Here is an 11,535-nt window from a genome sequence, read left to right as displayed (position 1 = left end):
GGGGGCCCCGCAGGGGGCGGGGCCCCCGGGTCAGTACGGCTCGTCGCGGAGGTCGGAGAGCCGTTCGAGCAGGATCGGCTCCCACGCCTGCGCGAGTTCCGTCCGCAGCAAGGTGTGCCGCTCCGACTCCCCGGGCCCGAACCGCTGCACCAGCGCCGCCAGCCGCAGCACCGCGTCGCACCGGGCGAGCCAGAGCCCCCGCAGACACGGCCGGGGCCCGTACCCCGCCAGCGTCGCCGCCCGGACCGCCGCCGGCGATCCGATGGCGCGGGCGAGGCCGGCGATGTCCTCCGCCGGGTCCCCCAGCACCGCGTCGGTCCAGTCCAGCACCCCCCGCACCCGTCCGTCCGCGCTGATCACCAGGTGCTCGGCGCTCAGTGTCCGGTGCACCAGCGCCGCCGTCCCGGGCCGCACCTCCAGCTGCGCCGCCCCCGCCTCGCTCAGCGGCCGCAGCCACCCCGCGTCGATCTCGTCGGCGGCGACGAGCTCCTTGGCGGCCTGCCGGGCCTCCCGCCGCAGCGTCTCCAGCGACCGGGGCGCCGCCTTGGGCACCCCCACGGCCTCCGCCTGCCGCAGCGGCACCGCGTGCAGCCCGGTGAGCAGCCCGGCGAGGTCCGCCTCGCCGAGGGCGGTCACCTTGTGCCGGGCCCCCGCGCCGCCCTGGAGTGCGGTGTCCAGGGTGTAGACCAGCCCCTGCCGCCACTCGCCGTGCCCCCGGCTGACCGGGACCGGGACCCCCACGTGCGGCCTGACCAGGTCCCGCAGCCGGAGCTCCCGCAGTCGCCGCGCCGACTGCTCGCGGTCGTGGGCGAGCCGCAGCACGTGCCGGTCGCCGACCCACCAGGTGCTGTGGGCGCGCTCGGGCTCCGGCGTCTTCTCGTCCACCACGGGACGGATCGCGGGCTCGCCGGGGGATCCGTCGCCGGACTCGGACGGAAGGAGGGTGCGGACCAGCTCGCGCAGCTCGTCCTCGGAAGGCGGGTGAGGTGCCTGATTCATGATGGTGGTGCCGTTTTGTTCGTGCCGGAGGGGGTTCGGGTGGGGGTGGGCCGGTCCGCGACGCGCATCAGCCGACCGTCACGATCTCACGAGGGGCGTCGTTGAGCCGCCGTCCCCCTCCCTCGGTGACCGTCACGATGTCCTCGATCCGGACGCCGAAGCGGCCCGGCAGGTAGATCCCGGGCTCCACGGAGAAGCACATGCCGGGCACCAGCGGCTGCCGCTCGCCCTCGATCATGTAGGGCGGCTCGTGGGTGGTGACGCCGATGCCGTGGCCGGTCCGGTGGATGAAGAACTCCCCGTACCCCGCCTCGGCGATCACGGCACGGGCGGCCGGGTCGACGTCCTGGCACGCGGCGCCGGGCCGCACCGCCCGGAAGCCGGCCTCCTGGGCCTCGCGGACGGTCTCGTGGACGCGGTGCTCCTCGTCCGTCGGCTCGCCGACGTGGACGGTGCGGGAGATGTCGGAGCCGTAGCCGTGCATCAGGCCGCCGAAGTCGAGGACCACCATGTCGCCCTCCTCGACGACCCGCTCCCCCGCCTCGTGGTGCGGGTTCGCCCCGTTGGGCCCGGACCCGACGACGGTGAAGTCGACCTGTTCGTGGCCGAAGCCGCGCAGCAGGCCGGCGAGGTCGGCGGCGATCTCCTCCTCCCGGCGGCCGGCGAAGCGGACCTGGCGGATCCCCGCGAAGGCGGCGTCGGCGGCGGCCCCGGCGGCCGCCATGCGCTCGAGCTCGACGGCGTCCTTGACCGCCCGCAGCATCGGCAGCGCCTCGCTGAGGGCGACGTGGGAGCTGTCGGGGAGGGCGCGCCGCATCCCGAGGAGGTGGAGCGCCCAGGTGTTGTCGCTGACGGCGTAGCGGCCGCTGAGGTCGAGGCCGAGGGAGGCGACGGCGTAGGGGTCCGTGCCGTCCGTCCAGTCCCGCAGGGTGAGGGCGGGGGCGCCGGCCGCCTTCGCGGCGTCGGGGGCCTCCAGGGTGGGCACCACCAGGACGGGTTCCCGGCCGGGCACCAGGGCCAGCAGGGTGAGCCGTTCGGTGGCGGCGGGCGGGGTGTAGCCGGTGAGCCAGACCATGTCGGGGCCCGGCGCGATCAGCAGACCGGCCAGTCCGGCGGCCTCGGCCTCCCGCGCGGCGCGCTCCATCCGCACCCGGTGGTCGTCGGCGCTGAAGGGTTCGAACGGGCCGGTCATCCGGGGGCCTCCGTGGAAGGTGAAGGGCGCGGTGGGGCACGGGCACCGGGGGTGCCCCAGGCCTCAAGTGTCCCCCATCCGCACCTGCGGCGGTGCCGCATTGACGTGTTCCCGCCCTGTTTGCGGGCCTGGTGGGCCCGGCCGTGGCCCCCGTACCGCGCCCGCGCCCGGGGGACACAGGGAGCACACGGGGACACACGGGGCACACCGCCGGGCGGGCGCCGGGTGCGGCTACCGGACGGTCATGGGCGTCGGCGTCGCGTGATCGCCGAGGACGGTCCCGACCCCGGGCCCCGGAACGCCGGGCACCGCCCAGGACCCGCCCCTCCGACCCGACAGTGACGGACCGGACGGCCCCGGGCCGGACGGGGACGGCGGAACCGGCGGGGCGGGCAGCGCGCCCGGCACGAACCGGTGGGCCCGCCGGGAGAGCCACGCGTCCTTGTACCGGTCGACCTCGCGGTGCCAGTTCAGGATGCCCGCCATCCAGTTCCGCAGGTCGGCGACGTAGCCGTCGACGGCCCGGCGGGCCTCCGCGCCGAGCGCGAGGTCGTCGTACAGGGCGGGGAGCTCGTGGGCGACGACGTGCTGGAACTGCTCCATGCGCCGGGCCGTCAGGTCCTGCACGACGCGGAGGGCGTCCGGGTAGTCGCAGCCGAAGAAGTTCTGCACCACCAGTACGGCGTTGTGGATCTCGCCCTCGAACTCGATCTCCTTCTGGTACGAGAAGATGTCGTTGACCAGGCAGGCGTAGTCGACGGCCGCGTTCTCCAGGGACCGGACGGGGCCGCTGCGGTAGACCTCGGCCGGTACGGCGGGACCGTGGCCGAGGCGGCACAGGCTCATCGTGAGGTCGGCCCCGAAGGTGGCCCGCCGCATCTCCAGGTAGTCCACCGGGTCCGGGACGCGGTGCTGGAGCTGGTTGGCGAGCTCCCAGACCCAGCTCTCGGTCATGTCGTCGACGGCCTTGCGGAGGACCTTCCGCTGGTCGGGCGCCATCGCCGCGGTGGTGCGCGCCCACAGGTCGGCGAGGCCGCGCTCCATGGCGTTGGCCGGGGCCGCGGCGGCCTCGCCCTCCAGGGGCATGCAGGCGGAGAGGCGGGCGGTGGTGAGGCGGGCCGCCGCCAGGTCGCGGCGGTGTCCGAAGACCAGCGGGTAGTAGTCGTCGCCGTAGGTGCCCCAGGCCAGCCAGGCGGAGGCCAGGTCGAGTCCTTCCCTGGTGCCCGAGGGGTGGATCCCGGCGGCGCAGAGCGGCAGGTCGTAGGCGCGCAGCTTGTCCTCGTCCCACACCCCCTCGGCGAAGATCCCCATGTCCTGCACCCAGTCCCGCAACCGGGTGCGGGCGCCTTCCAGGTGCGGGCTGAGGGTGAGCTCGAACGGCATCGGCAGGTCGGGGATCCGGGCCGGGCCGACCCGTTGGAACGGCACGTGCGTGTGGTTGCGCAGCCGCGCCGCCCCGGCCCCGGCGAGCAGCGCGCGCACGTCGGCGGCGGAGGCGCCCGGTCCGGTCGGGCCGCGGAGCGGGTCGGTGCGGGCGGCGAGCGCGCCTTCGTTCATGTAGCGGCTGGAGCGCAGGTGCCACTCGTGGCCGCCGGACTGCCAGTCCTGCAGGCCGCGGGTGTAGGCGGCGACGGCTGCCACCTCGTCGGGGGTGAGGCCGGCCTCCAGGGCGACGGCGGGCACCTCGGTCAGGGCGGTGTGCTCGAACTGGTGGAGGCGGGAGGTGAGCACGTCGTTGACGATCTCGGCGGCCTGCTGCGGCGGGCAGCCGAAGAAGTTCTCCAGGACCAGGACGCCGTTGCTGAGTTCGCCCTCCTCCTCGACCTCGCGCTGGTAGGAGAACAGGTCGTTGCGCAGGTGGACGCCGTCGGAGAAGGTCTCCATCAGCACCCGCAGCGGCCGGGACCGGGCGACGCGGTGCGGGACCTCGGCGGTGGCGTACTCGACCAGGCCGGCCGACCAGGGGGCGCCGCCGACCTTGCGGCGCATCTCGATGTATTCGACGGGGTTGGCGATCCGGCCCTCGCCGATGTTGGAGAGCTCCCACAGGGACTCGTTCAGCAGGTGTTCGGTGGCCAGGGCGAAGCGGCGGCGCCAGTGCTCGGACATCGCGGGGACGGTGCGCGCCCACAGGTCGGCGAGACCGGCCTCCACCGGGTTGCGCGGTTCGGGCACGGGTGTCGCGGGGTCGGGCGGCATGAACTGCGGGAGCCGCTCCAGGTGGGCGCGGCCGCCGGCGCGGTCCAGGCCGCGCTTGAACATCTCCAGGAAGTGGTCGTCGAAGAAGAAGACCCACACGTACCAGTCGGTGATCAGGGAGAGTGCGGGCCCGTCGCAGTCCGGGTGGGTGTAGGCGCACAGCAGGCCGTAGTCGTGCGCGTCGAGGTCGGACTGCTCCCAGACGCCGGACCCCTCCAGCATCCCCATGTCCCGGGCCCACCGCGTGGAGTGGGCGCGGGCCTCGTCGAGGTGCGGGTTCAGCCGCGCGGGATACGGCATGTAGAACTGCGGGAGTTCGAACGGCTGCGTCATGGCCGGGTCCTGCCCCGGCCCGCGCCCCGCCATCCGCCGCCCGCCCCGGCTCCACCCCTTCGCGTGAAACCGGGGCGAACGGGAACTCCCGCCCGCCGTACCGTCGTCGGCAGGGCGCCGCGGGCCTCGCGTCCGGCGTCAATCGGACGACCTGGCCGAATCTTGCTCTGGCCTCGCACGGATCAACGATGTTCGAATCATGTTCCACTCCGGACCCAGTGGCTGACGGGGGAACAGCGGTGCCCTCCCTGACCTACCAGGACCTGCACGCGGGTCACGCCGAGGCCGCCGAGGCCGAGGGGACCGGCGCGCTCGCGACCGGCGCGCTCGAGGTGACCGGCGCGCCCGAGGCGGCCGGGCCGCCCGGCGGGCTGTCGCGGCGGTGCCCGGCCCCCGCTCCCTGATCCCGTCCCCCGCTCACCGCTCCCGTTGCCGAATCCGCCCGTCCCGCCCTGGTCCCCTGCGAAAGAGTCCGCCCATGTCCCGCCGCACCGCCGTCGTCGTCGGCGGCAGCATCACCGGAATGCTGGCCGCCGCCGTCCTGGCCGAGTACGCCGACGTCACCGTCGTCGAGCGTGACCGGCTCCCCGAGGGGCCCGAGCCGCGCCGGGGCCTGCCACAGGCCCGGCACGCCCACGTGCTGTGGTCCGGCGGGGTGAAGGCCATGGAGTCGCTGCTGCCAGGCCTGACCGAGGAGTTGACGGCGAGGGGCGCCTGGCGCGCCCGGATCATGGCGGACCTGGTCTCCAAGGCTCCCTCGGGGCAGTGGTTCCGCCGCTTCACCCACTCCCGGCACACCAACGTGGTGTGCGGCCGGGACCTGCTCGACGCCGTGGTCCGCGCCCGGGTGCTGCGCGACGACCGGGTGACGCTGCGGGCCGGCGCCGAGGCGGTCGGCCTGGCGGGCGCGCCGGACCGGGTCGTCGGCGTCGACGTGGTGACCGGTGAGGGCGGCGCGCGCGAGAGGCTGACCGCGGACCTGGTGGTGGACGCGAGCGGACGTGCGGGCCGCGCCCCGGTCTGGCTGGCGGAACTCGGCCTGCCCCCGGTGCCGGAGCGCACCGTGGACTCGGGCATGGGCTACGCCAGCCGCCTCTACCGAGCACCGGCGGGGGCGGAGCGGTTCCCGGTCGTCAACGTCCAGGCCGATCCGCACGCCAAGGTGGGACGGGGCGGCATCCTCAACCCGATCGAGGGCGGCCGGTGGCTGGTCACCGTGGCCGGCAGCCGTGACGGACGCCCGACCGGCGACCCCGACGCCTTCGTGTCGTTCGCGCGCTCCCTCCCTCACCCGGTGATCGGTGAACTGATCGCCGACGCCGAGCCGTTGGGGCCGGTGGTCACCACCCGCAGCACCGCGAACCGGCGCCGCTACTACGAGCGGGCCAGGCGTCTGCCGGCCGGCTTCGTCGTGCTGGGCGACGCGATCGCCGGCTACAACCCGGTGTACGGCCACGGGCTGAGCGCCGCCGCGCAGAGCGTCGTCGCGCTGCGCGAGGTGCTGCGCCGGCACGACCTCGCCGACCCGCTGACCGCCCGGCGGGTCCAGCGGGCCGCGGCGCGGCCGGTGGAGAACGCGTGGAACCTGGCGGTCGGCCAGGACGTGTTCTACCCGGGGGCCGCCGACCGTCCGCCGAGCCGCGCGGAGCGGCTGCTGGCCGGGTACGTGGACCGTGCCGTCGACGCCGGAGCCCGCAATCCGCGGGCGCTGCGCATCCTGCTGGACGTCATGAGCATGGAGCGACCGGCCACCCGGCTGATGCGGCCGGACATGCTCGCCCTGCTCCTGCTCGGCCGCCGGAAACCCCTGCTGGACGGCCCGCCGCTGAGCGCGGCCGAACTGCGGGCGGCCGGACTTCCGGTGGGCGCCGCGGAGAGGACGCCGTCCGCCTAGGGCTGTCCTGCGGTGCATGTGGGTCGCGGGGTTTGGCACGCACGAGACCCCGCTCAGGGCGGTGACAAGGGCACCCGGCAGCAGGAACGGCAAGATCCGCCGGACAGGCCCTAAACTGCTGCCATGACTGCCGGGTCGGCCGCGGGCCACGCACGAGTGAGGCGCCCGGCCTCGGCGTGACGTCGGCGCGGGCCCGTGGCCCGCCCCCGGTTCCGGATCCCCGCACCTGCACCTTCCGGAACCGACACTGGAGCGTCACCCGCATGTCCGTCACCGCAGTCCAGCTCGACCACGTCGTCGTCCACGCCAGGGACCGCGAACTGTCCGCCGAGTTCCTCGCCGCCGTCCTCGGCCTGCGGGTCGGGGTCCCGTTCGGCCCCTTCCTGCCGGTCGACCTCGGCAACGGCGTCACGCTCGACTACTACGAGAAGCGCGACGAGCCGGTCCAGGGCCAGCACTACGCGTTCCTGGTCCCCGAGGAACAGTTCGACGCGATGATCGACCGCCTGGAGGTCCTGGGCGTGACCTACTTCGCCGACCCGCGCCACACCGAGCCGGGTCGCGTCAACCGGCTCTTCGGCGGACGCGGCGCGTACTTCGCCGACCCGGACGGCCACAACATGGAGATCATGACCCGTCCGTACGTCCGTCCCTGATGGGGCCCAGGCGCCGGTCCACGCGGTCGGGGCCGTGCGGGCCGGCGCCCGGGCCGTCCGGTCGACGGACGTCGTGGCACCGCCGGACGTCCGTCGTCCGTCTGCCGGACCGCGCTGGACGCCTGGTCCGACGGCTGCCGATCATGGGCCGATGAGCGACGACAGCACGCCCGAGAAGGGCTTCCTCATCCTGCACGGCTGGCAGAACCGCCGGCCGGCCGGCCACTGGCAGCACTGGCTGGCCGACCGGCTCACCGGTCTGGGGCACGAGGTGGTGTACCCCCAGCTGCCCGACCCCGACGAGCCGCGCCCGGAGGTCTGGCTGGCGGAGTACGAGAAGCACCTGGCCTCGTTGCGGGCCCGGCGCCGCACCGTCCTGTGCCACAGCCTCGCCTGCTGCACCTGGCTGCACGCCGTCGCCCGCGGCTCGGTCGGCGACCCCGTGGACCGGGTCCTGCTGATCGCGCCGCCGGGGCCCGCCTTCCTGCGCGACACCCCCGAGATCGCCGCCTTCACGGCCCCGCCGGTCACCCGCGAGCGGCTGGGCGCCGCCGCCCGGCACATCCGGGTGGTCTGCGGCGACGACGACCCGTACTGCGTGGAGGGCGCGGACGCGGCCTACGCCCGGCCGCACGCGGTTCCGGCGGACGTGCTGCCCGGCACCGCCCACCTGAACCCGGACTCCGGCTACGGCCCGTGGTCGGCCCTCCTCGACTGGTGCCTCTCCCCGGCCGCCGACTCCCCTGTGGGCGCGACCCGTTGACCCTTCACGATGAGCGGCGGGGTCCGGAGCCGCGGGCCGGCGCGGCGGCGGGCGCGGGCCCGCCGCCGGGTGTCATCCCATCGTCTTCGCGCCGTCCAGGGTCTCGCGGATGATGTCCGCGTGCCCGGCGTGCTGCGAGGTCTCCGCGACGATGTGGAGCAGGGCCCGCCGGGCGGACCAACTGCGGTCCCCCTCGAACCAGGGAGCCTTGGGCAGCGGGTGGCTCGCGTCCAGGTCGGGCAGCGTGGCGACCAGGCCGTCGGTGCGGGCCGCCACCCGGTCGTAGGCCTCGAGCAGCCCGGCCAGCGTCTCGTCGGGCAGCATCTGGAAGTCCGCGGCGCGCTTCTCCCAGTCCGCCTCCGTCATGTTCTCGAAGTCGCCGAGCGCGGAGGGCCCTTGGAGGATGAAGTCCACCCAGGCCGTCTCCACCGAGGCCACGTGCTTGATCAGCCCGCCGAGGCTCAGCTCGCTCACGGTGGGCCGCAACCGGGCCTGCTCGTCGGTGATGTCACGCACGGTCATGCGCAGGAACTCGCGATGGCGGACCAGCATCTCCAGGATGTCGGCGCGCTCGCCGTCGAGGGTTCCGGTGGTGTCTGCCGACGTGATCATTTCTTCGACGCTCATCTCGGTATCGCCTTCGTTCGTCTTGCAGGGGCACGGGGCGTCGCACGCCGGCCGTCCCCCTCGTCCTCGGACACGTTCCACGCTAGATCGCATTGCGGCCGGTTCCTGTCCGCAATCGCCGCCACACTGGATGACATGGCGAACACCAGTGCACGCACCCTGCGGCTGCTCTCCCTGCTGCAGACCCACCGTTACTGGCCGGGGACCGAGCTGGCCGACCGGCTGGGCGTCTCCCCGCGGACGCTGCGCCGCGACGTCGACCGGCTCCGCGAGCTGGGCTACCCGGTGGAGGCGAACCGCGGGGTGGACGGCGGCTACCAGCTGGCGGCCGGTGCCGCGCTGCCCCCGCTGGTGATCGACGACGAGGAGGCGGTCGCCCTGGTGCTGGGGCTCCAGGCGGCGGCGCAGAACGCGGTGGAGGGGATGGCCGAGTCGTCCGTGCGGGCGCTGGCGAAGGTGGTGCGGGTGATGCCGGCCCGTCTGCGCCGCCGGGTGGAGGCGCTGCACGAGGTGACGGTGCCGGTCCGGTGGGGCGACGGCGAGGGCCCGGCGGTGGATCCCTCGGCGCTGACCACGGTGGCGCTGGCCTGCCGGAACGAGGAGCGGCTCCGGTTCGGCTACCGCGCCGCCGACGGCACCCGCAGCGAGCGGCACGCCGAGCCGCACCGCCTGGTGCCGCTGGGCCGGCGCTGGTACCTGGTCGCCTACGACCTGGACCGGGCGGACTGGCGCAGTTTCCGGCTGGACCGGCTCAGCTCCCCGGAGGCGACCGGCGACCGGTTCCGCCCCCGGGAGCTGCCCGCCGCCGACGCCGCGGCCTTCGTCAGCGCGGGGCTGGAGAACCTGCCGCGCCCGCACCTGGTGGAGGTGCTGGTCGACGCCCCGGCGGACACCGTCCGGCAGCGGATCGGCCGTTGGTGCCGGGTGGAGGAGCTGGACGGCGCCCGCTGCCGGGTGGAGCTGACCACGGACGACCTGAACTGGGCGGTGACCGCCGTGGGCATGGCGGAGGCGGACTTCCAGGTCGTCGGACCGCCCGAGATGGTGGAGAAGGCGCGTGAGTGGGGCGCCCGCCTCAGCCGAGCCGCTCGCGCGGGGGCCGGAACCCGACCCGGAACCGGAAGTCCTCCAGGGTGAACGACAGCAGGGGGCGGCCCTCCCCCAGGAAGGCCAGCTCCCCGGCGGGGTCGGGGCGGAAGGACGCCCTGGCCGGCGCCGGCCTGCCGGTGAGGTGGGCGGGGACGGCCAGCACCTCCCCGTCCACCTCCTGCAGGAGACGGGTGCGGATCGGCAGCCGGCCGGGCAGGGTCCGTCCCGGCCGGAACGCGGCACGGACCTCGCCCGTCCCCGGGGCCCGGAGCCTCACGTGCTCCGTCCCCGGCGGCCCCGCCCCGGGCTCCCAGGCGAACTCCCCGATCTCCTTGGGGATGCCCCACAGGGTGCGGCCGCCGGCCTTGGACTGCTCGCTGTCCACCCAGACCGCCACCGCCGTGCACCCGATCCGCCGCCCCTGCCGGACGGCGAGCGCCACCAGCAACTCCCGGTAGGCGAGGGTCCCTTCGGACGAGTAGTCGACGCAGAAGGTCAGCAGGAGGCGGCGCCCGCCCACGGCCAGCGGGCGGACCCCGTCGGGCAGCGGCCACCTCGGCAGCCGGCTCGGACGGACCTGCCGGAGACCGACGTGCATCCGGCCCCGCAGGTCCCACGGCTCGGGCGGGAAGGGTTCGGTTTCGCTCATTCCCCCATGGTGCCCGGCCCTCGCCCGGCCACCGCCCCGCCAGCGCCGGGCGCCGTCCGGTGCCGTCCGGCGCCGTCCCGTTCCGCGCCCGTGCGGCCGGAGGGCAAGCGGTGCCGTGGGCCGTCAGCCGCGTTCCGCCGACGGCCCGTCACCGCGGCGGTGCGCCTCGTCGAGGGAGGCGAGCTCCTCGTCCGACAGGCGGAGCGCCCCCGCCGCCACGTTGTCCGCCAGGTGGTCCGGGTCGCCGGTGCCGGCGATGGTCAGCATCTGCGGTCCCTGCGCCAGGGTCCAGGCGATGCGGACCTGGGCGGGGGTGGCCCCGTGCGCGCGGGCGACCGCGGAGACCTCCGGCAGTTCGCCGTCGCCGCGCCCGTCCTCCCTGGCCGCGCCGGCGAGGCTGTAGAACGGCACGAAGGCGATGCCCAGTTCACCGCAGCGGGCCGCCAACTCCGCCTGGCGGGTGTTGAATCCGAGCCCGTAGGGGTTCTGGACGCTCACCACGGGCGCGATGTCGCGGGCCTCGTCGAGGTGCCGCGGCCGGACGTTGGAGAGTCCGAGGTGGCGGATCAGGCCCGCCTCGCGCAACTGCGCGAGCGCCCCGAAGTGTTCGGCGGCCGAGTCCTGGCCCATCATCCGCAGGTACACCAGGTCCAGGTGGTCGCGCCCGAGTTGGCGCAGGTTCTCCTCGACCTGGCCCCGCAGTTCCGACGGCGTGGCGGCGGCCGCCCAGGAGCCGTCGGCGGCGCGCCGCGGGCCGACCTTGGTCGCGATCACCAGGTCACTGGGATACGGGCCGCCGAGCGCGCTGTTGACGAGCTCGTTGGCGGAGCGGAGCGGGGAGAAGTAGAAGTCGGCGGTGTCGATGTGGTTGACGCCGAGGTCGATCGCGCGGCGCAGCACGGTGATCGCCTCGCCGCGGTCGCGGGGCACGGCGTCGGGTATCAGGGCGGTCCCGGTCTGGGGCAGCCGCATCGCGCCGAAGCCGATCCGGCGCACGGGCAGGTCGCCGAGGGTCCAGGTGCCGGACGCCTCGGCGGTGACGACGGGGTGCGGTGGCAGGGAGGTCATCGGCGGATGATCGCACAGGAGTCCCGCGACGCGGCCCGCCCGTCGCCGCGGCGGTCAGCCGGTCCA

11 protein-coding genes are annotated in these 11,535 nt (G+C 75.0%); 5 read left to right on the top strand and 6 right to left on the bottom strand.

All coding sequences use genetic code 11. The features are described from left to right. Positions 1-30 precede the first annotated feature (30 nt). From Sfr03f_RS04715 to cyc2, 3 genes are all read right to left on the bottom strand, one after another. Positions 31-999 (bottom strand): aminoglycoside phosphotransferase family protein, encoded by a 969-nt coding sequence (locus Sfr03f_RS04715; RefSeq protein WP_108952415.1) that lies wholly within the window; start codon positions 997-999, stop codon positions 31-33. 67 nt (positions 1,000-1,066) lie between these two features. Beyond that, positions 1,067-2,191 (bottom strand): aminopeptidase P family protein, encoded by a 1,125-nt coding sequence (locus Sfr03f_RS04710; RefSeq protein ID WP_108952414.1) that lies wholly within the window; start codon positions 2,189-2,191, stop codon positions 1,067-1,069. Between the two features lie 231 nt (positions 2,192-2,422). Further along, a complete protein-coding gene (gene cyc2 / locus Sfr03f_RS04705) occupies positions 2,423-4,723 on the bottom strand; it encodes a germacradienol/geosmin synthase Cyc2 (RefSeq protein WP_170145032.1) in 2,301 nt (766 codons plus the stop codon). A 239-nt stretch (positions 4,724-4,962) separates the two neighbouring features. On the opposite strand from cyc2, the gene Sfr03f_RS30135 reads away from it, so the two are divergent. From Sfr03f_RS30135 to Sfr03f_RS04690, 4 genes are all read left to right on the top strand, one after another. Beyond that, entirely contained in the window at positions 4,963-5,127 is a 165-nt protein-coding gene (locus Sfr03f_RS30135; RefSeq protein WP_159105543.1) for a hypothetical protein, read from the top strand. Positions 5,128-5,201: 74 nt separating this feature from the next. Further along, positions 5,202-6,617 carry an FAD-dependent oxidoreductase gene (locus Sfr03f_RS04700; RefSeq protein WP_108952413.1) on the top strand — a complete coding sequence of 472 codons (1,416 nt, stop codon included), beginning with the start codon at positions 5,202-5,204 and terminating at the stop codon, positions 6,615-6,617. A gap of 263 nt (positions 6,618-6,880) precedes the next feature. Further along, positions 6,881-7,273 (top strand): VOC family protein, encoded by a 393-nt coding sequence (locus Sfr03f_RS04695; protein WP_108952412.1) that lies wholly within the window; start codon positions 6,881-6,883, stop codon positions 7,271-7,273. 151 nt (positions 7,274-7,424) lie between these two features. Further along, the gene (locus Sfr03f_RS04690) at positions 7,425-8,036 is read left to right on the top strand and encodes an RBBP9/YdeN family alpha/beta hydrolase (protein WP_108952411.1); all 612 of its coding nucleotides are present in this window, start codon (positions 7,425-7,427) and stop codon (positions 8,034-8,036) included. Between the two features lie 72 nt (positions 8,037-8,108). On the opposite strand, the gene Sfr03f_RS04685 is transcribed toward Sfr03f_RS04690, so the two are convergent. Further along, positions 8,109-8,663, bottom strand: coding sequence for a DinB family protein (locus Sfr03f_RS04685; protein WP_108952410.1), 555 nt, complete (start codon positions 8,661-8,663; stop codon positions 8,109-8,111). Between the two features lie 135 nt (positions 8,664-8,798). On the opposite strand from Sfr03f_RS04685, the gene Sfr03f_RS04680 reads away from it, so the two are divergent. Beyond that, positions 8,799-9,800 (top strand): helix-turn-helix transcriptional regulator, encoded by a 1,002-nt coding sequence (locus Sfr03f_RS04680; RefSeq protein ID WP_108952409.1) that lies wholly within the window; start codon positions 8,799-8,801, stop codon positions 9,798-9,800. Here Sfr03f_RS04680 and Sfr03f_RS04675 read toward each other — a convergent pair. Both Sfr03f_RS04675 and Sfr03f_RS04670 read right to left on the bottom strand, forming a co-directional pair. Further along, a complete protein-coding gene (locus tag Sfr03f_RS04675) occupies positions 9,739-10,401 on the bottom strand; it encodes an acetoacetate decarboxylase family protein (RefSeq protein ID WP_108952408.1) in 663 nt (220 codons plus the stop codon). The two genes, Sfr03f_RS04680 and Sfr03f_RS04675, sit on opposite strands and share 62 nt — an antisense overlap. Before the next feature lie 123 nt (positions 10,402-10,524). After that, the gene (locus tag Sfr03f_RS04670; RefSeq protein WP_108952407.1) at positions 10,525-11,469 is read right to left on the bottom strand and encodes an aldo/keto reductase; all 945 of its coding nucleotides are present in this window, start codon (positions 11,467-11,469) and stop codon (positions 10,525-10,527) included. Positions 11,470-11,535: the final 66 nt, after the last annotated feature.

The organism is Streptomyces fragilis, assembly GCF_003112515.1.
GTDB lineage: Bacteria > Actinomycetota > Actinomycetes > Streptomycetales > Streptomycetaceae > Streptomyces > Streptomyces fragilis.
Note: the sequence above shows the minus strand (reverse complement) of the source record. Positions and strands in the feature narration are given on the sequence as shown.

Excerpts from the sequence above, each read along its gene's own strand:
- Sfr03f_RS04700 (WP_108952413.1), top strand. The coding sequence starts at position 5,202 with ATGTCCCGCCGCACCGCCGTCGTCGTCGGCGGCAGCATCACCGGAATG.
- Sfr03f_RS04710 (WP_108952414.1), bottom strand. The coding sequence starts at position 2,191 with ATGACCGGCCCGTTCGAACCCTTCAGCGCCGACGACCACCGGGTGCGG.
- Sfr03f_RS04715 (WP_108952415.1), bottom strand. The coding sequence starts at position 999 with ATGAATCAGGCACCTCACCCGCCTTCCGAGGACGAGCTGCGCGAGCTG.
- Sfr03f_RS04685 (WP_108952410.1), bottom strand. The coding sequence starts at position 8,663 with ATGAGCGTCGAAGAAATGATCACGTCGGCAGACACCACCGGAACCCTC.
- Sfr03f_RS04695 (WP_108952412.1), top strand. The coding sequence starts at position 6,881 with ATGTCCGTCACCGCAGTCCAGCTCGACCACGTCGTCGTCCACGCCAGG.
- cyc2 (WP_170145032.1), bottom strand. The coding sequence starts at position 4,723 with ATGACGCAGCCGTTCGAACTCCCGCAGTTCTACATGCCGTATCCCGCG.
- Sfr03f_RS04680 (WP_108952409.1), top strand. The coding sequence starts at position 8,799 with ATGGCGAACACCAGTGCACGCACCCTGCGGCTGCTCTCCCTGCTGCAG.
- Sfr03f_RS04675 (WP_108952408.1), bottom strand. The coding sequence starts at position 10,401 with ATGAGCGAAACCGAACCCTTCCCGCCCGAGCCGTGGGACCTGCGGGGC.
- Sfr03f_RS04690 (WP_108952411.1), top strand. The coding sequence starts at position 7,425 with ATGAGCGACGACAGCACGCCCGAGAAGGGCTTCCTCATCCTGCACGGC.
- Sfr03f_RS04670 (WP_108952407.1), bottom strand. The coding sequence starts at position 11,469 with ATGACCTCCCTGCCACCGCACCCCGTCGTCACCGCCGAGGCGTCCGGC.